Origin of the sequence: Adhaeribacter radiodurans (assembly GCF_014075995.1) — a bacterium.
GTDB classification, from domain to species: Bacteria; Bacteroidota; Bacteroidia; order Cytophagales; family Hymenobacteraceae; genus Adhaeribacter; species Adhaeribacter radiodurans.
Genome location: NZ_CP055153.1, coordinates 1,212,004 through 1,238,722, shown reverse-complemented (window position 1 = coordinate 1,238,722; position 26,719 = coordinate 1,212,004). Strand labels below are relative to the sequence as shown.

The window sequence follows — 26,719 nt, the reverse complement described above, 5'->3', positions numbered from 1 at the left end:
ACGAGTTACTATTTCTAATCATCAATCAGATAAGCCAAATTAGCAGAGTTTAAACTTTGCAGAAGTTGTACACTGGCCGGTGATAACGTTAAATCTAAAATATCATCATCGCTGGAAATAACCCAGTCGTTTTCGCCGGCTTCTCTTAAAAATTTAGCTTGATCGTAAAGAATCTGGATGCCGCATTTTTCATAATACAGCCGCAGTGGTTTTTCACAAAACCCAAGCGCTTCTATTTTCCTTTTTTTTAAATTTTGAATTAGATTGACTAATAATTCAGTACCGTACCCTTTGCTTCTGGGCTTGGCTACAAAACCGCCAAATTCAGGGTAAGTGTAGGTTTGGTCATCTATCTTAAGTTTAAAATCAAAATTCATTCGGGCTACGGCTCTTAGGTTCGAGGAATGATCTTTTAATAAATGAAATTCAGAATTTTTAAATTTTTCTTTAAAAACGTCCGGAGTCATATTCTGCCCGTTCGTCATTTCCCAAAAGTTTAGAATAGCTTTAACGTCCGAATCTAATAAATTAACTGCTGCTTTTACTTTGTAATGACTCATGCCAATACTTACCTGATTGATCCACCTAATTTACTGTGAGTAGCGCCATTTAGATTTACTAAAAAATAGAATATTCAACCCATCAATCCTCCTCCTCGTTTTCTTCCTCTGCTTTCAATTTTAAGAAGGCACTACGGCGAGGCGCCGGCATTACGGAATCTTCGCCCTTTATTGATTTCCAGACTACTTCGTTCAAATCCAGATCCGGCGCAGAATCTTCAGCGGCCAGATTAAAATGCTCCGACCGTTCCGCACTTTTATTCCAGGCTACGTTTCGTTCTTCCAGGTCTACCTGCGCTGGCTTGGCACTATAACCCGTTAAATCAGGTTGTGACGAAAAACAACCAAACAGAGGTAAAGCCGCAGCATCGTACTGGCTCATGGGTGGTAAACCCAGAATTAACTCCATGGTCCGCAACACCCCGGAAGTGGTATACATGGTATGATTAACTGAATTGCGTTTGGTATACGGACTAATAACAAAGGCCGGCGAACGGTGGGCATCAATGTGATCAGGACCGTTTTGGGCATCGTCTTCGAGCACAAAAATGGCCGATTCCTTCCAGATTCCGCTCTTAGAAATATGTTCTACCAACTGACCCAATGCCAAATCATTATCGGCAACGGCCGCAATAGGAGTAATTTTGCCTTTGCGCTGGCCGCTGGTATGGTCGTTAGACAAGCGAATGGTACTAAATTGCGGCACCGCGTTTTTTGCCAGCAAAGAATCAAAATCCTGCTTCCAGATCCGGACCCGCTCTACATCTTTAATATCCATATCAAAACCGGGAGCCGCTTTGCAAATATGCCCTCGTAACGACTTTAAACTGGTTTTTCCTTTATTCGCAAATTCGCCGTAACTGCGATAGCTTACGCCGGCCCGTAAACAATAATCCCAGATAAAGCCATCGCGGGGATAAGCAATTTTCCGGCTTCCTTCGTAATCGTAGGTTCCGCCCCGGCCGCTATAACTCGTAGGCCAGGTTTTCTCCACGTAATCGTTCGCGTAAGCGGCCATACTCCAGTTATGCCCATCGGCACTTACTTCGGCATTCACGTAAAAATTATCGAGCAATACAAATTCGCGGGCTAGCGCGTGGTGATTGGGCGTAACTTTTTCGGGAAACAAACACAAATTGGGGTCGCCGTTGCCTTCTTTCATATCACCTAAAATCTGGTCGTAGGTCCGGTTTTCTTTAATCACGTAAAAAACGTACTTAATCGGCGATTTCTCCCCTAGCTTGCCAGGTATAGGATTACCCGGTTCGCTTTTCGCTTGCGCTTCGGCTTGTAGGTTAAACGGGGTATTTTTATATACTTGTTGCGAGTAAATCTTTAGCTGTTCTTCTTTCGGCCGGTCGATAAAAGATAAGGTTCCTTTAAATAAACCACCAATGTATTGCACTTCCTGTTTATCTGTAACTCCCCGGTGCGAACCGCTATTATCCGTTACTTTAACGGGTTGCGGCCCCGCCGGATTAGGCAGTGACGAAAAGCCCTTACCATTAGCTACCATTATTTTTTTGCCTAAAGTTTTAATATTAGTCGGATACCAACCCGTTGGGATAAAGCCTTTAGCGCTGCTTTTACCTGGCTCCTCCACGTTAAAAACTGCCACGCAGTTGTTATCGGCATTGCCAATGTATAAGGTTTTTTCATCGGGCGCTAAGGCCAAAGCATTGGTAGTAGAACCCGTTAATTTAGTAGGATACAGGGCAGCCGAAATAATTTCGATTACTTTACGAGCTTTAATATCTATTACTGAAACTGAATTATCACTGGCATTGGCCACGAACAAGTACTTGCCCGATTTAGTTAACAGCAATTCATTCGGGTGATTTTCAGTTTTAATCTCAGTGGTAATTTTTTGAGTATTAATGTTAAATATGGCCAATTTATCGCCGCCCCACAGCGAAATATACAATTCGGTTTTATCCGGCGAAAGCAAACAGGCGTAAGCTTCGGAACCCAATTTTACTTTTTGCCGGGTTTTTCCGGTAGTTAAATCCACTACGTACAAAGTACTATCGTCTTTGGTAACCGAGTAAAGCAATTTTCTTTTATCGTCTACATCCAGGCCAGTCGGGCTAATTTTTTCTTTGGGCCAGGGCTGTCCTAAAGCTATCGTATCGGCTGTTCCTAATTTGTTGTTTTGAATGGGATATACCAAAATGCGGTTATCGTTGCCACCCGAAACGTACAATTTTTTACTATCGGCACTAAATTTTAATCCGTACCAGGATTTCTTAATTACTTTCTCATCCAGCAATTTTTCGGTTTTAGGATTAATAAGCTGAATGATTTGGTTGCCGTGGCCGTTGTTAGTAACCGCCAACAATTTTTTAGAAGGGGCTAACTGTAAGTTTAATGGCAAATCGCCCAAAGGTAAGGAACGTCCGGCCGGACTTAAAGACCAGCCATTTGGCAGCAGTACATTCTTTGCTTCCGGATTATTTGTTGGAGTCTGGGCAGTACCTGTAAACCCAACACCCATAAAAACAAAAAATAAAACCAAGGAATAAAGCTGTTTCTTCATGGTATAAAAAGTTAAGGCGTAAAATTACATGGGCGAATTTGGGTTTTTAACCTGTAACTGAAACTTAACAAAAATTTAAAGTGAGCCGCGGATGAAGGTATAGTTTTCTGTTATCCTACCCTAAATTTACTAATCTAATCCATTCTTTATTACCCAGTAACTCAAATTTATGTAAGCTTTAAACCAGTCTTTTGGTGCTTACATTGTCTTTTATAGAAGAATTTCTAAAACAATTTATAATCACCTGTTAACCTGAACTAATTACCGGATATTAATAGATAAAGGCTTTACCCGAAATTAATTTTTTAAAAGCAAAAAAGAGAATTTAAGCAGGTAATAGCTGGCATCTTGTTTGTATATAGTAATTATTGATTATTCTAAGAAAAAATTAGGCAACAGGCATTACCATTGAACCGGAACATTAAATGGGCAAAAAGATAAAGTAACTGTTCTTAATGTTTCCTTTCTTTTTGAATAGTTTGTTTTTACCTGTACAAAGTTTTTAAATAATATAGAACCACAACCTTAATCCACCACCCAACCAAACTTAATAAAGATCATGCGCTATTGTAAACAAATTTGTCATCGCTGCGGGGCGGAAGCAGATTCGCTTCGTGCTTCGTGGTTTAACGTTCATATGCTTTGCCAGGATTGCCGGGCCGAAGAATCGGCACACCCGCTTTACGAACATGCCCGACGGACGGAGTTCGCGAAAACGCAAACCGGCAATTACCGATTCGAAGGAATTGGTTTACCCGAGGATTTGCAAAGAAAATATTTCACCCGATAAACTAAGAAACAAGTAAACCAAGCCCAGGCCCTGTAAATCCTATAATTTACGGGGCTTGTGTATTTATAGAGTTTTAATAAAAATTACTAATTCCCTCTAGAAGTTATTCTAAAGAGAAAATCACCCGCCCAATTCTAATGACTTATCTCGACCCAGCCTTTCCAGCTTAGCCCGTTAGAGGAATGCAACTGGTAATAGTAAGTACCTTCCGGAAGGTTGGCACCGTTCCAGGTATTTTGGTACTCGGCCTGTTCGTAAACCAGTTTGCCCCAGCGGTTATATACTTTTAAATCTACTTTTTGACAAGATAAAGCCAGAGCAAAAGTATCATTTAAACCATCGTTGTTGGGTGTAATAATATTAGGAATGGCAGCTCCTAAGCCCAGCGGAAATATGTTTAAAGCAGTTTCGCTGGCATTGCTGCTAATGGCTGGCGAAACTGCCACTACACGAATCCGATAACCACTGCCCGCCATCGTATTTGCCGGAATAGTAGCCAGTAAAGGACTAGTAGAGCCGGTACCAATAATAACAGGAGAAGCAAAGGAACCCGCCGCATCGGAGAGTTGGGCCACAAAGGAATTGTCCGCCTCAAAAAATCCACTGGTACGAAAAGGAACGTAGACCACCGGACCTGCGCAATAATTAAACTCAGCGAAAGATTGGATAGTAATAGAAGGCTTACTATTAGGTTCGGAATAAGGCTGACCAAATTTAGCTACGAATACATCTAAACTGCCCTGGCTGATAATGGAGATAGCGCCAAAATAGCTGGTTGCTTCGAAACTTCCTGCCACGTAAGCATTGCCGGTAGAATCTAAAGCAATTTTACGAACATTATCCTGCGCCGCCCCGCCTGCTGGTACAGTAAAAATTTCCTGGCCGATTTCATTCCACTGCGTAATAAATAAATCTGCAGCGCCTTTACTCGTTAAAACCGTATCCTGAAAAATTACGGAATTACTAAAAGTACCCGTTAGAAATATTTTTCCTTTCTGGTAAGTCAAGTCTATTCCTTTGTCGGAATCTGGTCCGCCTATGTTTCTTGCCCAAAGTGCCTTACCCGCCGGATCATACTTTGCCACAAAAGCATCTTCGGCACCGTGGCTGGTTAAAGAAATACTACCGAATGTGGCGGAACCAATAAAACTACCAATAGCGTAACAATTACCCGCAGCATCTACGGCTAAACCTCCGGGAATATCTTCTTCGGGATTATCAATCTGATTTGCCCAACGTACATTACCTTCGGTGTCGTATTTTGCCAGAAACACGTTTTTTTTTAATTCCTGGTTATTACTGCCGGGTAACGTAATCGCATCGAAGGTAACCGAACTGTAAAAGAACCCCGTTAAATAACAATCGCCGGCAGGAGTTACCACGGCGTTGGTTCCTACTGCACTGCCGGTAATAGCGTTTCCCCCGGCGTTTTTAGCCCATAAAACATTACCATTGCTATCGTATTTTACTAAAAATGCATCGTCCCTACCCGAACTGGTTAACCTGAAATTTCCGAATGCAGCGCTCGCCCGAAAGTAACCGGTTACATAACTGTTTCCTTTACCATCCAAAGCAATGTTATTCGCAACAGTAAAACTAGACCCACCTCCCCTTTTTGCCCAGATAAAATTACCATTGGTGTCGTACTTGGCGAAGAACATATCTCCATACCCAGAACTGATTAAGGTAGTGTTGCCGAACTGAACCGTACCGCTAAATCCTCCTGACACGTACAAATTGCCCAAACTATCTACCTCAATGTCGTTCCCGAAGTCAAGGTTAGAGTCGCTTATTTTTCTAGCCCATATTTCCTGCCCTTTCAGATCGTATTTGGCCATAAATACAGCATCTTTGCTAAAATCAATTACCAGAGAAGTAGGCGTAACGGTAAAATCACCAAATTGGGCTGTATCGCTAAAAGTACCAATTACGTAGCTATTTCCGGCGGCATCTACGCATAAACTACTTCCCTCATCGAAACCCGCTCCACCCCCTTGTTTTACCCATTGGAATTTTTGGCCCCAGGCAAGTGGCGCCAAACTCAGAACCAGTAAGAGGATTGGAAAGATGCGAAACAAAGGTTTGAGTATTAAGAAAAGAATGGTCTCTTAAGTTAACTTAATTTGAGCTAATTTGTAAACGAATGGGTTAATAATTGTTTGTTGATGGAGATTGTTCAAGTCTCCAGGCAGCAGTGCTAATGCTTTTTAGTAAGGCTGAGCTTGCCTCCTGACCAGCAAACCTTTTTTGCCTTGCCTCACCCCATCCCCTCTCTGGTTAAAACTTCGCTTAGGAACACTTGTTTATTTAATTCTTCCACAATGGCGCGGAAGTTACTTCTGTGCCTTTCCAATAAACCAGAAAAGCTTCTCCTGTTAGAAAAAAGCAATTAAGTAAGGCACGAAATGTAACTTCCGCGCCATAATGGAAGCCATAATGGAAGGTAGAACATACCAACTACTTTGCCCAGAAAACTAAACTTTACATCCAGATCACTTAAGTTGCTTTTCAGGATATTAGCTTCGTTTAAGCTCAAACTTGTGTTATCTTAGTTAATTACTACCACCTACAACTTTAAAGTGAAGTTTTTTAATTTACATTCTTCCCTAAAAAATCAATGCCACTCCTTTCGGAATGGCATTGATCAGAAAAAAGTTGAAAAATATACTCTAAGATTTACTTAGTTCTTTTACCCGGATATTCCGCCAGCGCACTTTTATACCGCCGCCATCGTGAATTTGGAGGGCAATAACTCCGTCTTTGCTCCCAATTTGTTCATCGGTTAACTCTACCATCTGGGTGCCGTTTACCCAGGTAGTTACCTGGTTACCCACTACCCGAACTTTCATTTTATTCCAATCGCCCATTTTAAGAGCCTTATCTTTTTCCGGGTCTGGTTTAATCAACCAACCCCGGCCGTACGATTCGTAAATGCCGCCGGTACTTTTACCGGGAGGAGCTACTTCTGCTTGCCAGCCCGAAACTTTCGTTCCATCGAGCGAAGAATGAAAAAATACGCCGCTATTACCGTCTGCCTCTTGTTTAAACTCCACAGTTAACTCAAAATCTTTGTAGGTTTTATCGGTAGCCAGGTAACCGTATTGTTTGTCCGGGCCACTTTCGCAGACAAGCTCCCCTTTATCTACGTACCATTTTTCGGTGCCGTGCACTTTCCAGCCATCTAAATTTTTACCATTAAACAATTTGGTTTGAGCCTGGGCTTGAATAGTGAACGTAGCCAGTAAAAGGAGAAAGAAGGTTTTAACAAGTGATTTGTGATGCATGAAAATCTAATTTTAAAATTGAATAAGTGCGATTAAAGCTATTGTTTATTTCTTACAGATTCAAGCCTAATAACAATAAAGTTGAATAACAATACCAGAAAACGTATTTAATAAACCTGCCTTTTCCTTTATTTAGCTATTTACTTTCCATTTTAGTTGCTATAAAATCTAAAGCTGATTTATCGGGTAGTGGCCGAGAAGTAAGTTTCTCGTCTAAAATCATGATTTGGTTATTTTTAGGATTATAAGCCGGCCATTCGGGTAAACCTGCTCCGTTTGGATTTCCATTTTTAATAAAATTGGCCCAATAAGCAGACATAGAACTAGCTAATTGCTGATCTACGGGTTGCCACGGCCGGTCTACGAATTTTAAGTTGTTATAAGCGTAAGGCACCTCTCCGGTATGGAAAGCGCCGTATTTAACGTACTCGCCGGTGGCCGGTACTTTGCGGGTAAAGCGATAAACAAAAACTTTTTGCTTTTCCTGCTGGCTTTGCACATTGGCCCAAGTATAATTTTGCACGCCAAAAATCATATCCCGCGATAATCTGTACTGTGAATTAATAGCTTGGGCTTCATCCCCGGCCGGATAATGTTCCAGAAATGTTTTAGCTTCTGCTCCATATTGCTGTTCGGCCTGTTTCCGAAATTCCTCGGCGGTTTTTAACGGACCAAATACTAAACCTTCGTCTTCGTTCCAGCCAGTTAATAAAGCTACTTTGTTTTCTTGGCCAGCAGCAAATATTTCGGCTATTGGCATTGGTAAAACATAACCATCTATAATTGGCCCGCGTCTGGCTTGCGTTTGCTGCATTAACTCTTTGGCTGGCTTAGCTCTTAAATCGGCCAGAGAGGTAACATTTACCGTTTGGGCTAGTTTTACACCATCTTGTTCGGCTTGCTGGAGGGTAGTAGTACCTCTTGAAAAATTGGCTCCGCTTTGTGCAATGGCTTTTACAAATAAATTTTTCGCTAAAGGCGACGCAACCAGGCAGTTTACACTCATGGACCCAGCCGATTGACCAGCAATAGTTACATTCTTAGGATCGCCGCCAAAAGCCGCAATATTTTTCTGAACCCACTGCAACGCCGCTATTTGATCCAGTAAGCCGTAATTTCCCGAAGCATTTTTACCCGATTCTTTGCTTAAATCCGGATGCGCAAAGAAACCAAAAATTCCTACCCGGTAATTAATACTTACAAACACAATTCCTTTTTGAGCCAAGGCTTCGCCGTCGTAAATGGGTACGGCACTGCCGCCACTATTAAATCCTCCCCCGTAAATCCAAACCAGCACCGGTCTTTTTTCGGCAGCAGATTTCACACCCGACCAAACATTCAGGTACAAACAATCTTCGCTGATAGGTTCTTTCGGAATTAAGAATTCAGCACTCCACATGCTAAACGGGGCCGGATCAGCTTGCATGGGGCTAGGGCCAAAAACTTCGCAGCGCTTCACTCCCGACCAAGGTTTTACGGGTTGGGGAGCTTTCCAACGTAAGTCTTTTATGGGTGGGGCCGCAAATGGAATTCCCCTATAAATAGCTACATCACCCGCTTGATTTTTTATTCCGGAAACTAAACCAGCCTGCGTTTTTACAACCCCCAGGGCAAGAGGCTTTGGATTAACAGGTGCAAAAAGGAAGTTTAGTAAAAAATAAATTACTATTTGTACGGTCACAAACATAAGGTTATCAATTAAGACAAAGGAATGGCAACACCATTTGCCACTAGTACTTTATGAAAAAATATCAATTGGTAAGGTAAGGCATTTTCCCAATATTGCCAGGTGTGTCCGCCGGGTCTTTCGGTATAATCGTGCGGGGTTTTGTTGGCAGTTAAACGCCGGTGTAAATCGCGGTTAGGTTCAATTAAAAAATCATCTACCCCGCAGTCAAAAATCAATTTTAAACCACTCGCCTTTATCTGGTCGGTCATTCCTACGGCGGTATAAGCAGAATAAGGATTTAAAGAATCTTGCGGTGCTCCCAGCAAACGCGCAAAATTTTGTGCCCGCGATTGGGCAAACTCAGCTGGTACTTTCCAGGTAGCTGTATTAATATTCATTACCCCACTCATGCTACCAGCGGCACAGTAAAGATCCGGATGTTTGGTGGCAATATAAATAGCGCCGTGGCCGCCCATAGAAAGACCAGCAATTATTCTACCTTTTCGCTCGTGCACCGTGCGGTAAGTGCCATCTATTTTTTCGAGTAGTTCTTTTGAAATAAACGTTTCGTACTGGCTCGTTTTATCCAGGGGGCTATCAAAATAATAACTGGTGGGGCCACCGTCTGGGGTAACAATTATTAAATTATACTGATCAGCTAGGCGGTGCAGCAAAGTTTTATCCGGAGTTTTCGTTAACCAATCGCGGAAATTACCAGTGCCCCCATGCAGCAAATACAACACGGGATAAGGCTTCTTAGCTTTTTTATAACTGGCCGGCAGAACCACGGCGGCCCGGATATTTTTCTGCATTACTTTACTGGAAATATCCAGGGTATCTACCTTAGCCGCCTGACTGGTAGAAGCAAAAAAGCACCAGCTAAAACCAACCAGCAATAAATTTTTTACTAAATTCATGTTAAATAAACAATTAGATTCTACTAAGCTCCCGGTGACAAAATCAACGTAGGCATATCTATTCAAAAAGTAATTTTTAAAGTACCGCCACGCTGTTATTTTTCAAAATCTGATAGAAGAAAAGTATGTGATTCGGTAAAGAGTTTTCCCAATAATCCCAGGTATGGCCTCCTGGTCGTTCGGTATAATCGTGCGGAACTTTCTCGTAAACCAGCCGCCGGTGTAGTTCCCGGTTGGGCTCAATTAAAAAATCATCTACTCCACAATCAATAATTAATTTTACGTCGTTCTCCTTCATTTTATTAGTCATGTACACCACCGAATTAGCCGCGTAATAATCGGGCTTGGAACCTAATGGGCCTAAAATACGCGTAAAGCCGGGTTCAATTTGCTTAGCAAATTCCGGCGTTATTTTCCAATTGGCGGAGTTCAAATCCAGTGCACCACTCATGCTACCGGCCGCGCAGTAAAGATCGGGGTGTCGGGTAGCCAGGTAAAGTGAGCCGTGACCGCCCATACTTAAACCCGTAATTACCCGGCCCTTACGGTCGCGAATAGTACGGTAGGTATTATCAATTTTAGTAATTACTTCTTTGGTAATGTATGTTTCGAAGAGATTATCTTTCTGGAAAGGGCTATCTAAATAACCTCCTAATCTTTCGCCTTCGGGAGTTACAATAATAATCTTGTACTGATCGGCTAATTTATGCAGTAATTGCTTATCGGGAGTTTGCCGGAGCCAATCGCTGAAATGCCCGCCCCCACCGTGCAATAAGTACAGCACCGGAAAAGCAGCTTTACTTTTGGCATAAGCATTTGGCAGCACCACCGCGGCCTTATACGTTTTGTTCATGGCTGCACTCGGAATATCCAGCGAATCTACTTTGGCAGCGGAAACATAACCGGCGGGCAGTAATAAAATTGCTAAAAGAAAAGAGTATAAAAATTTCATAAATTTAATTTGGTAAGTAGAAGGAAAAGTAAAGATTATTTACTGAAAAGCGAGATAATTTCTGTTTGTAAGACCTACGGATGCAATTTGCTCTATAAAAAAACTTTGAGTCAGTAAATTTAAAAGTTGGTTAGTGTTAAGAAATGAAAGGGAGTGCATTGTAACAAAGGAAAACCTGAGCCCAAAACCAGGAGTCTCAGGTTTTCCTTTGTTACAGTTTTGTTTAAAAAATTTACTTTTTAGTCTGGAGTTGATCCAGTAATTGGTAACGCTCCCGGGTTTGGTCTGCTTCAGCTTTTGTATTTACATCCAGATTCATTACCTGAGCCGGGCTACCCGGTTTCATAGCCGGCCAGTTAGGTAGGCCAGTTCCGTTAGGATTACCTGTTTTAATAAAATTAGCGAAGTAGCTTTGCATGGTTTTCGAAACTTTGTAATCTTCCGGTGTCCAGGCGTAGACTTTATTGTAGGGCAAATTACCTAATGCGTATTCAATTTCTGCGGCGTGTACAGCTCCTTTAGCAGGGGGCAAAGTAACCGCATTGGCCGAATTATCTTTCACTACTCCTCCCGCTAAACCAGCCGAAGCATTACCCATTTCCGGCGTCATAGCAGGTCTTGGGCGGGAAAACAAATAACGGTATACCGGTTTACCACTGGTTTGGCTGTGTAAATCTAACCACTTCCAGGTACTGTAAGCAATAAAGCGGTCACTGGCCAGGTTTGTAGCCGATTGTAAAACTTCTTCTTCGGTAGTGCCCGGGTAAGCTTTTAAAATTTCATTGGCTTGACCCGCGTACATTTTCTCCACGGCGGCTTTAAAATTTTCCGGAGTTGGTTTTTCTCGCCCGAGTACAAACATAGGCGTCATTTCTTCGGAGTTCCAGCCGGCTAATAACGGCACCTTGGATTGTTCGCCGGCACTAAAAATTGCCGTAGCCGATTTGGGGAAGAAATAATTATCGATAGTAGAATGGAAACCCGGAATTCCTAGTTTACCGGCCGCCTCTAACAATTGCTGAGCTGGCATAGCCCGCAAAGCAGCTAATGTACTCGCGCCTTGATTAGTGGCAAATTTTATTCCTTGTTGTTCGCCTTCGGCCAATGGAACAGGATCTAAACCAGAATTAACGGCAGCACCGCTCTCCCCTATAGCTTGCGCGAATAATCCTTTAGATAAAGGCGAAGCCATTTGCGCGCTCACCGAAATAGAACCTGCCGATTCGCCGGCAATAGTTACTTTGGCCGGGTCGCCGCCAAAAGCCGCAATATTTTGTTTTACCCATCGCAAAGCGGCATTCTGGTCGAGGTAACCGTAGTTGCCGGAAGCGTGATGCGGGGATTCTTTTGTTAATTCGGGATGCGACATAAAGCCGAATACGCCAAGTCGGTAATTAATTGTAACTGCTACCATGCCTTTTTTAGCCATACTCTCGCCATCGTAACGAGGTTCAGAACCATCGCCGGCCACAAAGCCACCACCAAAAAAGTAAACGAGTACCGGCAGTTTTTCTTTACCGGTTTTAGCCGGCGTCCAAACGTTCAGGTACAAACAATCTTCGTTCATGCCGTTGGAGCGGAAACCCATGTCGCCGAATACGGCTAACTGCATAGCTCTAGGGCCAAATTGCTTGGCCGGCCGTACTCCCGACCAATTTTTAACGGGTTGTGGTTCCCGCCAACGGAATTCGCCTACCGGAGGTGCCGCAAAAGGCAAACCTTTAAACACCCGAATGCCGCTTTTTTCCTGCGTTCCTTCTACCAGACCATTCGCGGTTTTAGCCTGGTTCGCACTCAACCCGGTATTGCTTTTACTTTGCGCGTAAGTGAACGACAACAGTGGGAGAGTTACCAGAAAACAAAAAACAAACTTTTTTACCATACCCATGCGGAATTAAATTAGATTAGAACAGAAGATTCAATTATATTATGTTATTTTGACATAATAATAGAAACTTTTTTTGAATATGTCAAAGTAACATAATAAAAATCATTTTACTGAATGACTAAACAAAAGGAATCCGACCCAAAATTTGCGGATGAAAATACCTCGTTGATTCCCCAACTTACCTTAGATTGCATTATTTTAGGTTTTCATAATAATCAGTTGCGGGTGTTGCTGCTGCGCTGGAAAAATACTCAGGAATGGAGTTTACCGGGTGGTCCCGTCCGGCAAAACGAATCGGTAAATGCCGCAGCTCAACGGATCTTAAAAGAACGAACCGGTTTGGATCAGATTTTTCTGCAGCAATTTCATGTTTTTGGCGAAGTAGAACGTTACAATCGGGCCGAAATTCAGGAAAAATTAAAACTGATTTTCGATCCCAATCTCTGGTACGAGCGGGCGGTTTCTATTGGTTATTATGCCTTAGTCGATTATTCCAGCGTTACTCCTACCCCAGATGCCTACACCGATGAATGCCAATGGTGGGATATTCAGGATATTCCGAAATTACTTTTTGATCATAATCACATTATTCAGGTGGCGCTGCAAGCCTTACGCCACCAACTTAGCTGGCAACCCATTGGTTACAATTTACTACCCCACGAATTTACCTTACCCGAACTGCAAAAGCTCTACGAAACCATCCTGGACCGCAAACTAGATCCTCGGAATTTCCAAAGAAAGCTGCTGGGTTTAGGGATTTTAGAACGGCTCCCTACTCGCCGGAAAGGTGGGGCCCATAAATCGCCTTATTTGTACCGGTTTGATAAAGAAAAGTATGAGGCTGGCCTTAAAGAAGGAAACTTGTTTTTTATTTAGTAATTATACCAAGTATTGTCAACAAACTGTTTCTAATCTATCTTTCTATAAGAGGATTATTTGTGGAGCCTTTGTAAGGCTCCAGTTGGCGGTACTGATGCGGTTCAACGGTCTAAGTTTGCCGGCACCGGCGGTCCTCGTTTGGCTCTTTCGTGCTGTCTAAGCTTCCTTTCCTGCTTGAGTTGGAATTCTGCTGTGCAGAACCGGAACCTTAGAAGGCCCTCCACAGCCAAACTGCTATCTTTTTCTTAGCTTCCTAATCCTAAAAAGCAAACTAGTACAAGAAGTTAACCGACTTGTTGAGTTTAGCAAATTGAGCTAAAGGAAATGGTTTTAATTAAACAGAAAGCAAAGATATACCTAACAGGATGCGCATAAAAAAACCGGTGTTATTCCCGGTTTTATAAATTCAAAATTTAATTCATCTGCTTTAATCTGTAGTTCGGGCTCCGGAATTATCGTAAGCCATCATCATGATATAACCGGTCATGGTACCTACGGCTGTACCTAAAATTGTGATAGCGCCTGCCAGCATCATCGGCGATAATACCGAACCGTAATAATCCTGGGTTTTTAAAACAGTAGCATAATCCGGGTTCAGGAACTTGGCGTACACATAGATAAAAAACGCGTATATAACTGAACTAACCAACCCAACCAGAAAACCAATAGCCAAGCCGGGTAAGTAAGGTACTGAGCCGTGATAACGTTGCCTATAAGCATTAATGGCCCAAATTACGGCTACCAAAATAAAAATATTACTGGCAAACCGTACAATTTCAAGGTCTTGTAAATTAACAACATTAATAAACAGGAAGTAAGCAATCATGGCAGCAGCGGCAATAATGCCGTAACGAATGCCAAAACTTTCGGTGGAAATGGTAGTATTAGCCATAGCTTATTAAGATTTATAGTTGTATAAATTATTTCCTGCTAAACCCAACCCGTTTAATTTCCTTACGTTGGCTCCATCCGTTTTCCGGCGCTTCTTATCGTTCCAGCAATACTGCCAACTTTCCTACCTCAGTCAGGTCTGGTATTAGGTTTACATACGCGTTATAATATATTTAGTATACTTATTCTTCCGGAAAAGATTTACCAAATACTCTCTTCTACAACAAATAATCCACTGTTTTGTTAACTCCCAAAAGAATCTGACTGGTTAGTCTTCCCGTTTAAATTAGCTTTCAAATTCTGCAACACATAAAATTTAGTAAAAATGGATTTAAAAATCAAAGATAAAATAGCATTTGTAAGTGGCTCAACCGCCGGAATAGGTTTTGCCATTGTCAGAAGACTTTTGGCAGAAGGCGCCCAGGTAGTACTAAACGGCCGTACTCCGGAAAATGTAGATCAGGCGGTAAAGCAATTACAATCTGAATTTACCCAAGCCCAGGTTTCCGGTATTGCGGCTGATTTCTCGAAAGTAGAAGACGTAGATAAGTTGCTGCAAGCGCTTCCGGAAGTAGACATTTTAATTAACAACGTCGGCATTTTTGAACCGAAACCTTTTGCGGAGATTCCGGATGAAGATTGGTTCCGTTTTTTTGAAGTAAACGTTATGAGCGGAGTTCGGTTGTGCCGGCATTACTTCCCGAAAATGCTAACTAAAAATTGGGGCCGGATAATTTTTATTTCCAGCGAGTCGGCCGTGTTTATCCCGGATGAGATGATTCATTATGGCATGACCAAAACCGCTCAAGTAGCTATTAGCCGCGGCCTGGCCGAACTAACCAAGGGCACCCAGGTTACAGTAAATTCCATTTTACCCGGACCTACCCGGTCTAGAGGAGTAGGCGGTTTTATAGAAGATTTGGCTAAGGCGGGCAACACTAACGTAGATCAGGTAGAAGTAGATTTCTTTAACCACATGCGGCCTACTTCGCTTTTGCGGCGTTTCGCTGAGGTAGAAGAAATTGCCGATACCGTTGCTTATTTTGCCAGCCCGCTTTCTGCTGCTACCAATGGCGCTTCCATCCGTGCTGATGGCGGTTTAATCCGATCTATTTTGTAACACTACCTATTCGGTATATCATTCCACGTCAAGAGAATATTCGTAACATCTACTGACTTGCTATTAGTGTCTTTTTACTTATTATTATAAGCACGAATTTGCAAAAAAAATGGATGAACAATCGAAAGTTACCAGGGCAGCAAACAGGTTAACTTCCTTATTGTTTGTGATTTATTTGATTGTATTATCCTGGATTTTACTATTTAAATTAGGAATCCGATTTTCTTACATAGAAAATCGAAGTGTAAACTTAATTCCGTTTAGTGAACCATTAATTTTAAATGGTAAGATGGATGTTAGTGAAATTATTTTGAATGTAGTAATTTTTGTACCCCTTGGGATTTATGGGGAAATACTTTTGGAAAGATGGGTATTTTCGAAAAAACTTTTCTTCTTTTTCCTGATTAGTTTACTAGTGGAAGGACTTCAATTTATTTTAGCCATTGGTGCTTTTGATATTACAGATATATTAACGAATACTTTAGGTGGAGTAATTGGATTATTACTTTGTAAAGCAATTACAAAAGCATTTCATAACAACGTTAAAGCACAAAAATTTATAAACGCAATTGCAGCAACCGGAACTGCCTTACTAATTTTACTTTTAGTATTACTAAAAATGAACATGCTACCAATAAGGTATAAATAATAAATCTCAGGTGTCACAAATAAGGTTTGTTGCCATAACCCAAACGATAGGAACAAGGTAAACTTCTTATTCGCCAGATTTAGTAAATTATAGTAAGAATAAGAAGTTTAAAGTCTGTATTTATTCTTGGTTTTTTCTGCCATTCAGAAAATAAAAGAGGTAAAAAAGCCAAAACTGGGGTTAAACGAACATCTATTATTAACCTAAGAGTTGTAGTAGTTTACAACGCGCTAAGTTGGTTTTATTGCTAAGTTGCCCAAATTATTGTTAAGCTAAAAAGATTTAAATAGTTAAGATGAAAGCAATTATTACGGAGAACCCGGGAGGTGTAGAAAACCTGAAGCTTCAGGACCTAGAAATACCACAACCAGCCGACAACGAGGTGCTGGTAAAGGTTTATGCTATTAGCATTAACCCCGTAGATATTAAAACCAGAAAAGGCGGCACTTTTCACAAAATGCTTAATGAAACGCCACCCGTTATTTTGGGCTGGGATATTTCGGGGGTTGTTACCGCTATTGGTGCCAATGTAACGGCGTGGAAAGAAGGCGACGAAGTATTTGGTATGGTTAACTTTCCCGGCAAGGGAAAAGCTTACGCCGAATACGTAGTGGCTCCGGCAGACCATCTGGCGCGCAAACCTCAAAATATAAGTCATGCTCAGGCTGCTGCTACCACCTTAGCGGCTCTTACGGCTTACCAGGTGATGGTACACGAAGCCAACCTTCAAAAAGGTCAGCACCTGCTCATGCACGCGGCGGCGGGCGGCGTTGGTCATTTTGCCGTGCAACTGGCAAAACACTTGGGCGTAACAGTTAGCGGCACTGCATCGGCAGGTAATGCTTCTTTTTTAAAAGAATTAGGAGTAGATAATTTTATTGATTATAAATCCCAATCTCTGGAGGAAGCAGTACAGGACGTTGATCTTGTATTTGATACGGTTGGTGGCGATACTACGGCGGCATCTGTTAACGTAGTAAAAAAAGGCGGCAATCTTATTTCTATTGTTGGCGGGGTAAAAGAAAACTTAACCAGCCAGATTAATGAAAAAGGAATCACGGCCAAGAATTACCTGGTACACTCCAGTGGCGCCGATATGGAAGTGCTAGCCAATCTATTAGAACAGAGAATATTAAAACCAGTTATTGAACACACTTTTCCGCTGGAAGAGATGGCCAAAGCCCACGAGCAAATTGAAACCGGCAGAACCCGGGGCAAAGTGGTGCTAACGGTAGCGGAGTAATAATCAGCTAATTTTTACAATATCGCACTCCATGATTCAATTTCGAGATGCCCAATTTTCCGATTATGCTGCTATTGCGAAACTCCATGCGGCCAGTTGGCAACAACATTACCGGGGAATAATGAGCGACTATTATTTAGATAAAGAAGTAGAGCAGGAACGTTTAGAAGTTTGGCACCAAAGACTGCAAAACCCCAGCGAAAACCAAAAAATAATACTGGCTATTGCTGACGAAAACTTAGTGGGCTTTTCTGGTATTTTCTTAAATAATGATCCTGTTTTCGGATCCTTAATCGACAACTTACACGTTACTAAAAATCTGCAAAAATCCGGTATTGGTGCCTTGCTCCTGAAAGAAAGTGCTAAATACATAAAAAGCCACGCCGAATTTCCAAGCATGTATTTGTGGGTTTTTGAGTTAAACAGAAATGCGAGAGCTTTTTATGATCGAATGGGCGGAAAAAACTTTCAAACCATAGAAACCCAAAACAGCGACCAGACCAAGGCGCAGGTATGCCGATATATTTGGGAAGATGTTTCGCAAATACTTTAGTCAAAGTTCAACTATTGTTGGCAAGTTATAGGCAAGGCAATAATAGTTGAACTTAATAATGAATAAACAGGCATGAGCTACAAAGCAGGCAAATTATTCGTTCCCAATTAAGTTAACCGATTGTATTCCCCTAAAACTTTTCTCCATGAAAATCGGCTCCATCGTGATTGGTTGTTATGAATTCGGGGAAATGCGGGAATTTTGACTTTTAAAAAGTTAACAAAAAAGTAGCAGTTTCTCCGGATACGATTTGGTTAGGAGAAAACCATTAACTACCCGTATTTTAAACTACTAAATGCCACAGTAAAAGCAGAATAAAAGGTCGCATGAAACATTACGTTTTAGAAGTTCGCTATAACTTTAAGGGGGTAGAAAATGTGCTTTACCCTGTAATATTACAAAACGAAGCGGAACTCATTTTAATTGATTGTGGCTATCCGGGCTTTATTCCTTTACTCGAAAAGGCCCTTCAGCAACATAATTTATCGTTGCAAAATCTAACGGGCATTATCATCACGCATCACGATATAGATCACGTGGGCTGTCTGTATGAATTAAAAGAAAAATACCCCGCTTTAAAAATATACTCCCCCGAAATAGAAGAGCCTTACATTAATGGCCAGAAAAAATCTTTACGGTTACAACAAGCCGAAGCCTTGTATAACTCCCTACCCGAAGAGCAAAAACCAGGCGCTTTGGCCTTTCAGGAAATGCTCAAGCAAATTCAGCCAGTACCTGTAGACGCTACTTTTACCGAAGAAGAACTACCCTTTTTAAGAGGAGTTCGGGTAATTAAAACTCCTGGCCATATGCCCGGCCATATTTCTCTTTACCTGCCAGAATGTAAAACCCTTATTGCCGCCGACGCTGTAGTAATCGAAAACGGGGAACTGGAAATTTCTAACCCTGATTTTACGCTGGATTTAAAAAGAGCCGTGGATTCTATTAAAAAGCTTCAGGCATTGAATATTCAACAACTAGTGTGCTACCACGGTGGCAATACGTTAAATGATATTCAACTGAATTTAGAAAAACTAATTGCAAAATACGCTTACCTTTAATTACCCAAAATCAGAAAAGTAAATCATCATTTTAGTAAATTAATTAGGTTAAGTGAACCTTTTGCGAAAGGAGAATTGGTGTAGCGCAGTAATTTATTCCTTCTTTAAAGCTAACAAAACATTGCTTACAGAACATCCAAAGATTAGCAAAACCAAGGAATTAGAACGGACATTTGCCGGTAATTAGTAAAATTATCTTTGCAAACAGTAGTACTTTAATAATCAATTCAAGCTAATTCATAAATATTTAAACCATTGATATTCAAAGAATAAAGAGAAATTCACTAAATTAACAAGGGCAACTAAGTCCGGCGCGACTAGTAAAATAAGGTAGTTAAACTCTGATTCTTATGCATCCAGGAAACTCTACAAAATCCAGAAAAAATGCTTTATTCTTTTTTTTCGTTCTGGTTGGTTTATTAGTAAATAACCATTGGCTGCAAGCGCAATCGTTTCCTGCCGGTTTTACGCAAGTACTGGTAACGAAAGGAATTAATAAACCCACTACCATGGCTTTTGCGCCGGACGGAAGAATTTTTGTGGCGCAGCAAAGAGGCGAGGTACGCATAGTCAAAAACGGCGAGTTGCTGCCTAATTATTTTATGGATTTAAGTGTTAACTCCAACGGAGAACGCGGCTTAATTGGTCTGGCCTTAGATCCGGATTTTACCAATAACCAATACCTTTACGCTTATTATACCTTAGCCGACGCTTCCCGAAACCGAATTAGCCGGTTTACTGCTAATGGCGATGAGGTAGTACCCGGTAGTGAAGTAGTTTTATTAAATCTGGATACGCTTAGTACGGCGGTTAACCACAACGGGGGCGCCCTGCATTTCGGCAAAGATGGTAAGTTATTCGTGGCAATCGGCGACAACAACCGGTCCGCTAATTCTCAAAGCCTGGACATCTATCACGGTAAAATCCTGCGGATAAACACCGATGGTTCGGTTCCCAACGGCAATCCGTTTAAAACCGGATCGTCCCAGCGTAAAAGAGTTTGGGCCTATGGTCTCCGCAATCCTTACACCTTTTCCATCCAGCCCAGAACCGGGAAAATATTCGTAAACGATGTTGGTCAGGTTACCTGGGAAGAAATTAACGATGCTACTACCGGTGGTAAAAATTTTGGCTGGCCTATTACCGAAGGCTTTAGCATTAATCCAGATTATGCTAATCCCGTGTACGCTTATCCGCACGCAGATACGGACGGCACGGGTTGCGCCATTTCGGGTGGGGTATTTTTCAATCCAACTAATACTAATTATCCAGCTACTTACTGGGGCAATTATTTTTTTCAGGATTTGTGTAATAACTGGATTAACGTGCTCGATTTAAGTGGCTCTACCCCTGTCCGGAAACCTTTTGCTACTGGCTTAAACACCAATTCATTGGGTATTAGTGTGGGGAACGATGGCAATCTTTATTATCTCCAAAGAAATTCAAGTGCGCTTTATAAAATTATTTATACCACCAATGCGGCTCCTAAAGTAGTGCAACAACCAACCAGTGTTACTGTATCGGCCGGACAACCCACTACTTTTCAGGTAGTGGCTACGGGTACGCCCACTCTCACCTACCAATGGCAAAAGAACGGAGCAAATATTCCGGGGGCTACCGGCCCAAGTTATACAATTGCCCGTACCACAATGGCTAATGCCGGTAATTACCGCGTAATCGTTAAAAATAAAGTAGGTAGCGCCATCAGTAACCTGGCTACTTTAAAAGTTACTCCCTTTAATAATGCACCGGTTGCTGTAATTAATACTCCTGCTAACAATTTTTTCTACCATGCGGGCGATACCATTCGGTTTGCCGGTTCGGCCACTGATGCAGAAGATGGTACGCTACCAGCCAGGAATTTTTCCTGGTTCGTAAATTTTCACCACGACACGCACGTACACGATGGTCCACCCATAGCAGATGGTGTGAGAAATGGCTCTTTTGTGATTCCGACCAGCGGAGAAGTAGCCGCTAATGTATGGTACCGGATTTATGCCGTGGTAAAAGACTCTAAAGGTTTAACCGATACTGTTTACCGGGATATTCATCCGTACTTATCTACCATCGCACTCGCTACGCAACCGGCCGGACTTAAAGTAACTTTAGATGGGCAGCCTGTTACCGCTCCTCTTTCAGTGAGCAGCGTAGAAGGGATTGAAAGAACAATTGGTCCGGTATCACCGCAAACCTTAAATGGTAAAACCTACGTCTTTGCTAAATGGCTGCACAGTGAGCCAGCCAATCAAACCATTGCCACACCACGGAATAATGTAACGTATACGGCTGTGTATCAGGAAAAATTTGACCCGGTACAGCTAGAGGCCGAAAAAGCCCTTCTTCAGGGAGTGCAGGTAGCTTCTATACAGGCGGGTTACGCTGGCACGGGTTACGCTGATTACATAAATGCTGCCGGTGATTATGTAGAGTGGACCGTAAATGTACCAAGAGCGGGTAAATATCAATTAAATTTCCGCTACGCATTAGCGAGTGGTTCCCGTAATTTAAGGGTTCAGGTGAACAACACGGTTGCCGCCGAAGCGCTTAACTTTACATCTACCGGCGCCTGGACTTCGTGGTCAAATAAAAACCTGGAAATTAATTTAAATGGGGGCTTAAATAAAATTCGGGCTACTAGCACGGGTACCAGCGGCCCCAATATCGATTATTTATTAGTATCCCAGAATACTTCTACCCTGGAACTGACTACTCAAGAAGAACTCACTACTCCTGCTGCTGCTTTGCAGATTTATCCAAATCCGGCCAATTCTTATTTAAACCTTGTAATTCCGTTTATACCGGAACAAGAGTACACGCTGCAGCTTTATAATAACCAGGGGAATTTAGTAAATCTGAAAGCTCCCGTTACGTCGGTTTCAGGTCAGAATACTATTCAACTACCTTTAGCCAATTTACCTGCCGGCCTTTATGTTCTCAAAATTATGCAAGGAGAAACCAGGTTTTCCAAGGTATTTTTTATTCAGCGGTAAAATCAATAAAATAAACTAGGTAAGTTTTAAGAACCTACCGGCTTTATTCTTCTGTATTAAACCAAAGCTTAAAAGCGGTACATCATCCGGATCGTTAAAATGTTGTCTTTATAGTCGTGGGAGTATTTGGGTAATTGCGTCGCCTGGTTTTTCACCCAATCGTACCAAATAGTAAGGCGCACGTTGTTATTAAAATTATGAATATACCCGCCGCTTAGCGTGCTGAACTTAATATCGGCTTCGGTGGTGTTGTCACCCGGGCGGCCTATTTCGCGGTTTTTTACTTCTTGGTTTGGATCGTACCAATCGTACTTAATTGCAATTTGGTCGCGGTTAGTTTTAATATCCTGTATAAGATAAAAATAAGCGCCGTTAAATTTACGGTGGTAAATAGGCAGGTTTACTTTACGGGTAAATGGCTGATTATTTATGATAGTAACCTCCTCGGCAATGGGTTCGATAGCTGGCACTTCGGAAGTGGAAGCAAGACCGGGTTGTCGGCCCGTTATAAATTCGCCGCGCAGTTCGGTGGTGCCCCATTTATTTAGAATTTTTAACTGCACATCGGCTCCATAATAACGCCGGGTAGCAATTTTACCAATGTTGGTTTCCGCAGAATCTACCTGAAACACGGGTCCGGTTGCGGTATTATGTAAGCGATACACTTGTTTCCCGAACTGGCGCATGCCCCCATTGTAGTGCGAAACACTGCCGGAAAAAGTTAAATTTTTTGCTACCTCGGTGGGCTTTAAAGATACACGGCCAATAAAATCTTTGTGGCTGTCGTAGTCGGTAGGGGCTGCTACCCCGGTGCCATTAAACAAGCCAGCCTCGATCCGGAGATTTTTTAGAGCATCATCTTTGCGCTGGGGTTCCAAGCTTAGCATCAACCCTAAATCCCGTTCGTTCCGGAATAAAGTTTGCGACATGCGGCCCCGTTCCGGAGATTCCCGCTGCGACGAAGAATAATTTACCTCGAACCCGAAAGGCCGGGAGAACATGCCTGTGGTTAAATGAAATTTATTAAATCGGTTTTCGTATATTTTCCCATAAAAATCCCGGATTTGTATTCTGCGCTCATTAATATCAAATTGAAACGCAAACGAAACCGAAGGCAAATTATCTTTATGAAGCATGGTATATTCCATCCTGACCCGGCCCCGCCGCAACATAAACCGGCTATTAGAATTAGCCGCAAAATCGCCGCCGGCAAAGCTCGGGGTACCCGCACTTTGCGCCACTTGGAACTGTGGTTGAATGTAACCGCTGAATTTTAAATTTTCGAATTTTTTAAAAACCGAGTATATCCCTTCGCCTTGTGAAATAGTAGAATCCTGAACCCCTTGTTGAGCCGAAGCCCGGAATATAAAAGTATTTACCAGTAAAAAGGCTGTAAAGTAGCACCAATTGCTCTTTTTTAGTTGGAGCAACCAAACGTTGTTTTTCATTTTTAGTCTCTTTTGTTTTTAAAGTAGGCGCGGATAAAGGGTGGTGAGAACGCCCTAACTTTAAAAATTTTACAAAAATAGAGAATCAAGGTCAGTTTAAGAGAATAGACTATCCTGTATACCTGTTAACAAATTGTTAAGTTTTTGTTATTTAATTCAATGACTTAGCTAAAAAGTAGCCCAATTTCCTAAAATAATTGGTTTTATCTACCATCCCATACTTAATCAACGCTACCACAGAAGGTATATACTTGTTTACTACTGGCTAATCAATGCTTTCCCATATACCAGATAGAGCAATTAGGAAGAATAAAAAACATAAGCCCGTACCGACCAATAAATACCGCCGGTTCCAATTAAAAAAGTAAGCGGCCTTAAAATAAAGCAGTAAAACAAGTAAATTGCCCTGAGGCAAAAAGTTACTATCAGCAAATAAGATAATAAGAACGGCATGGTTGTTTTTTAATTTTTATCTTTTCCCTCAATCATGTCTATTATTTCCTTCAACTCATCGGCCGATAATTTTTTTTGCTCCACGAAAAAGTTAACCAATTCTTTATAAGAATTGGCAAAGTAGTTCTGCACAACGCCGCTCATAAACTTCTTTTTGTATTCGGCCTCCGAAATGGCCGGCTGATACAAATAAGTATTACCCACTAAACGGCTGCTCAAATAACCTTTTTTCTCGAGGTTTTTAATCGTGGAGGCAAGGGTGGTATAAGGTGGTCGCGGCTCTTTTATCTGTTCTAAAAATAATTTCACATGGGCTTCCCCGGTTTTCCAGACGGCTTGCATGGCTTGTTCTTCCGGGGCAGTTAGCTTTTCCATATAGTTGCTTATAATTTTACTTCCAAATACTACGAATAGTTCGTGATTTTACTGAATTTTAGTAAATATAAAATTTTTAGTAAATTTTATTTTCAGAAGTGATTAGATAGAAATTTTAAGAAACTGAACCAGGTAGTTTGCGTGTTAGAATAAGAGAGAGTACCACATATTTTTTTTAACTTGCCAAGCTATTTCCCAGACAGCCCTGAAGCGAATGGATTACCTGAAATTACTAAACGAATCACAAAGAGCCGCCGTACTGCACACCGACGGGCCGGTAATGATTATAGCCGGCGCTGGTTCCGGCAAAACCCGGGTATTAACCTACCGGATTGCTCACTTAATCAGTAAAGGCGTAGATCCTTTTAATATTTTATCGTTAACTTTTACCAACAAAGCCGCCAAAGAAATGCGGCACCGGATTGAGAAAGTTATTGGCAACGAAGCCAAAAACATCTGGATGGGCACGTTCCACTCGGTGTTTGCGAAAATTCTGCGGTCCGAAGCGCCTAAAATTGGTTACCCCAGCAACTTTACCATTTACGATACCGACGATTCTAAAACCCTGATCCGGAACATCGTAAAAGAAATGAACCTCGACGAAAAACTGTATAAACCGGGGATGGTACTGGGACGGATTTCGGCCGCTAAAAACAAGCTAATTACCGTAGCGCAATACCGCCAGGATGCTACCATTCAGGCCGACGACGAAGCCGCCATGCGACCAAAAATCGGTGAAATTTACCAGGCTTACCAAAGTCGCTGCTTTAAGGCCGGTGCCATGGATTTCGACGATTTGTTGTTTAACACCAACGTGTTGTTCAAAGACCATGTAGACGCCCTGAATAAATACCAGAATATTTTTAAATACGTGATGGTAGATGAGTACCAGGACACCAACTACTCGCAGTACCTGATAACCCGCAAACTGGCCGCCAAAAACCGCAATATTTGTGTAGTAGGCGACGATGCCCAAAGTATTTACGCCTTCCGGGGAGCCGATATTCAGAATATTTTAAATTACGAACGCGATTATCCGGAACTGGAGGTATTTAAACTGGAGCAAAATTACCGGTCTACCAAAAACATTGTATACGCGGCTAATTCAGTTATTAAAAACAACAAAGCCCAGCTTCGTAAAGATGTTTTCACCGACAACGAAGAAGGTCCGCTGATTGAAGTATTAAAAGCCAACTCCGACAACGAAGAAGGCAAATTAGTAGCGAATGCCATTTTCGAGGAGAAGATGAACAACCACTTATCTTACGAAGATTTTGCGATTTTGTACCGCACCAATGCCCAAAGCCGGGCCATGGAAGAAGCGTTGCGCAAAATGAACATAAAGTATCGCATTATCGGGGGATTATCGTTCTACCAGCGTAAAGAAATTAAAGACTTAATTGCCTACCTCCGCCTTACGGTTAATCCTAACGATGAGCAAGCCTTGCGTCGCGTAATTAACTATCCCAAACGCGGCATTGGCGATACTACCATCGAGAAAATCATTGTTTCGGCCAACGAGACTAATCATACCATTTGGGAAGTGGTTAGCAACGCGAAGAGCTTTTTAACCGGTCGGGTAGCCGCTCCCATCGAAGATTTTGCCACCAAGATTAAGAGCTTCGCCATTATGGCCGAGCACCAGGATGCCTTTGAGGTAGCCAAGCACATTGCCAAACAATCCGGCATCGTAGAAGAGCTGTACGCCGATAAATCTATTGAAGGTCTGGCCCGCTACGAAAACATTCAGGAATTGCTCAACGGGATTAAAGAATTTGTGGATGACCCGGAAAAAGAAGACAAAAGCTTGTCGGCCTTTTTGCAGGACATTGCTTTAATTACCGATGCCGACAAACAACAGGACGATGGCAGCGAATACGTAACCATGATGACTATTCACTCGGCTAAAGGTTTGGAATTTAGAAACGTGCACATTGTGGGGATGGAAGAAAACTTATTTCCGAGCCAGATGATGCTCACTACCCGGGCTGATTTAGAAGAGGAACGCAGGTTATTTTACGTAGCTATTACCCGCGCCGAAAAAAGATTAACGCTCTCCTACGCTACCAGCCGGTACCAGTGGGGCAATTTGCGGGCTTGCGAGAAAAGCCGGTTTATTGATGAAATAGACCCAAGATTTTTAAATTTCCAGTACGGCGAAGGTCCGGGAGTTTTCGATAAAGTTTTAAAACGCAAAAGCAATCTGATTCCGGCTACACCTGTGGCAAAGAAAGCCACGAACTACGTGCCGCCCGCTGATTTTGTACCCAGCGATACTGCCAACTTACAAGCGGGTATGCGCGTAGAACATCCTAAATTTGGTTTCGGGGTGGTATCTAAAATGGATACCCAAGGCAACAGCACCAAAGCCATTATTGAGTTTGAAGAAGCCGGCGAAAAAACCTTACTCCTCAGCTTCGCCAAATTACGCATACACGAATAATAGATGTTGGATATTGGA

At 42.1% G+C, this 26,719-nt stretch carries 20 protein-coding genes; 9 read left to right on the top strand and 11 right to left on the bottom strand.

From position 1 onward, the window contains the following. Positions 1-14 precede the first annotated feature (14 nt). Both HUW48_RS05445 and HUW48_RS05440 read right to left on the bottom strand, forming a co-directional pair. Positions 15-560, bottom strand: a complete 546-nt coding sequence (locus HUW48_RS05445) for a hypothetical protein (RefSeq protein WP_182414710.1) — start codon at positions 558-560, stop codon at positions 15-17. An 82-nt stretch (positions 561-642) separates the two neighbouring features. After that, positions 643-3,096, bottom strand: coding sequence for a bifunctional YncE family protein/alkaline phosphatase family protein (locus HUW48_RS05440; RefSeq protein WP_182414709.1), 2,454 nt, complete (start codon positions 3,094-3,096; stop codon positions 643-645). Between the two features lie 559 nt (positions 3,097-3,655). On the opposite strand from HUW48_RS05440, the gene HUW48_RS05435 reads away from it, so the two are divergent. Continuing rightward, positions 3,656-3,886, top strand: coding sequence for a hypothetical protein (locus HUW48_RS05435; RefSeq protein WP_182414708.1), 231 nt, complete (start codon positions 3,656-3,658; stop codon positions 3,884-3,886). Between the two features lie 134 nt (positions 3,887-4,020). On the opposite strand, the gene HUW48_RS05430 is transcribed toward HUW48_RS05435, so the two are convergent. The 6 genes from HUW48_RS05430 to HUW48_RS05405 all read right to left on the bottom strand — a co-directional run bounded on the left by HUW48_RS05430 (position 4,021) and on the right by HUW48_RS05405 (position 12,590). Further along, the gene (locus HUW48_RS05430) at positions 4,021-5,964 is read right to left on the bottom strand and encodes a T9SS type B sorting domain-containing protein (RefSeq protein ID WP_182414707.1); all 1,944 of its coding nucleotides are present in this window, start codon (positions 5,962-5,964) and stop codon (positions 4,021-4,023) included. Positions 5,965-6,555: 591 nt separating this feature from the next. Continuing rightward, the gene (locus HUW48_RS05425; RefSeq protein ID WP_182414706.1) at positions 6,556-7,170 is read right to left on the bottom strand and encodes a 3-keto-disaccharide hydrolase; all 615 of its coding nucleotides are present in this window, start codon (positions 7,168-7,170) and stop codon (positions 6,556-6,558) included. A 136-nt stretch (positions 7,171-7,306) separates the two neighbouring features. Beyond that, on the bottom strand, positions 7,307-8,857 hold the full coding sequence (locus HUW48_RS05420; RefSeq protein ID WP_182414705.1) for a carboxylesterase/lipase family protein: 1,551 nt from the start codon (positions 8,855-8,857) through the stop codon (positions 7,307-7,309). Positions 8,858-8,868: 11 nt separating this feature from the next. Further along, complete coding sequence (locus HUW48_RS05415; protein WP_182414704.1) at positions 8,869-9,756, bottom strand: alpha/beta hydrolase; 888 nt, start codon at positions 9,754-9,756, stop codon at positions 8,869-8,871. Positions 9,757-9,832: 76 nt separating this feature from the next. Beyond that, a complete protein-coding gene (locus tag HUW48_RS05410; RefSeq protein ID WP_182414703.1) occupies positions 9,833-10,708 on the bottom strand; it encodes an alpha/beta hydrolase in 876 nt (291 codons plus the stop codon). A 232-nt stretch (positions 10,709-10,940) separates the two neighbouring features. Beyond that, positions 10,941-12,590, bottom strand: coding sequence for a carboxylesterase/lipase family protein (locus tag HUW48_RS05405; protein ID WP_182416283.1), 1,650 nt, complete (start codon positions 12,588-12,590; stop codon positions 10,941-10,943). A gap of 120 nt (positions 12,591-12,710) precedes the next feature. Here HUW48_RS05405 and HUW48_RS05400 point away from each other — a divergent pair, with 120 nt between their 5' ends. Then, a complete protein-coding gene (locus HUW48_RS05400; RefSeq protein WP_182414702.1) occupies positions 12,711-13,472 on the top strand; it encodes an NUDIX hydrolase in 762 nt (253 codons plus the stop codon). A 430-nt stretch (positions 13,473-13,902) separates the two neighbouring features. On the opposite strand, the gene HUW48_RS05395 is transcribed toward HUW48_RS05400, so the two are convergent. Next, positions 13,903-14,367, bottom strand: a complete 465-nt coding sequence (locus HUW48_RS05395; protein WP_182414701.1) for a DUF4199 domain-containing protein — start codon at positions 14,365-14,367, stop codon at positions 13,903-13,905. 324 nt (positions 14,368-14,691) lie between these two features. Between HUW48_RS05395 and HUW48_RS05390 the strand changes: the two genes are divergently transcribed. The 6 genes from HUW48_RS05390 to HUW48_RS05365 all read left to right on the top strand — a co-directional run bounded on the left by HUW48_RS05390 (position 14,692) and on the right by HUW48_RS05365 (position 21,982). Continuing rightward, positions 14,692-15,486, top strand: a complete 795-nt coding sequence (locus HUW48_RS05390; protein WP_182414700.1) for an SDR family NAD(P)-dependent oxidoreductase — start codon at positions 14,692-14,694, stop codon at positions 15,484-15,486. Between the two features lie 109 nt (positions 15,487-15,595). Next, positions 15,596-16,135: a VanZ family protein gene (locus HUW48_RS05385; RefSeq protein WP_182414699.1), complete on the top strand. Its 540-nt coding sequence runs from the start codon at positions 15,596-15,598 to the stop codon at positions 16,133-16,135. Between the two features lie 295 nt (positions 16,136-16,430). Then, complete coding sequence (locus HUW48_RS05380; protein ID WP_182414698.1) at positions 16,431-17,378, top strand: NADP-dependent oxidoreductase; 948 nt, start codon at positions 16,431-16,433, stop codon at positions 17,376-17,378. Positions 17,379-17,409: 31 nt separating this feature from the next. Continuing rightward, complete coding sequence (locus tag HUW48_RS05375; RefSeq protein WP_182414697.1) at positions 17,410-17,931, top strand: GNAT family N-acetyltransferase; 522 nt, start codon at positions 17,410-17,412, stop codon at positions 17,929-17,931. Between the two features lie 326 nt (positions 17,932-18,257). Then, on the top strand, positions 18,258-18,992 hold the full coding sequence (locus tag HUW48_RS05370) for an MBL fold metallo-hydrolase (RefSeq protein WP_182414696.1): 735 nt from the start codon (positions 18,258-18,260) through the stop codon (positions 18,990-18,992). Positions 18,993-19,342: 350 nt separating this feature from the next. After that, on the top strand, positions 19,343-21,982 hold the full coding sequence (locus tag HUW48_RS05365; RefSeq protein WP_182414695.1) for a PQQ-dependent sugar dehydrogenase: 2,640 nt from the start codon (positions 19,343-19,345) through the stop codon (positions 21,980-21,982). Between the two features lie 68 nt (positions 21,983-22,050). On the opposite strand, the gene HUW48_RS05360 is transcribed toward HUW48_RS05365, so the two are convergent. Together HUW48_RS05360 and HUW48_RS05355 are read right to left on the bottom strand one after the other, a co-directional pair. Next, a complete protein-coding gene (locus tag HUW48_RS05360; protein ID WP_182414694.1) occupies positions 22,051-23,430 on the bottom strand; it encodes a porin in 1,380 nt (459 codons plus the stop codon). Between the two features lie 462 nt (positions 23,431-23,892). Beyond that, positions 23,893-24,258, bottom strand: a complete 366-nt coding sequence (locus tag HUW48_RS05355; RefSeq protein WP_182414693.1) for a BlaI/MecI/CopY family transcriptional regulator — start codon at positions 24,256-24,258, stop codon at positions 23,893-23,895. A 214-nt stretch (positions 24,259-24,472) separates the two neighbouring features. On the opposite strand from HUW48_RS05355, the gene HUW48_RS05350 reads away from it, so the two are divergent. Then, positions 24,473-26,701, top strand: a complete 2,229-nt coding sequence (locus tag HUW48_RS05350; RefSeq protein ID WP_182414692.1) for an ATP-dependent helicase — start codon at positions 24,473-24,475, stop codon at positions 26,699-26,701. Positions 26,702-26,719: the final 18 nt, after the last annotated feature.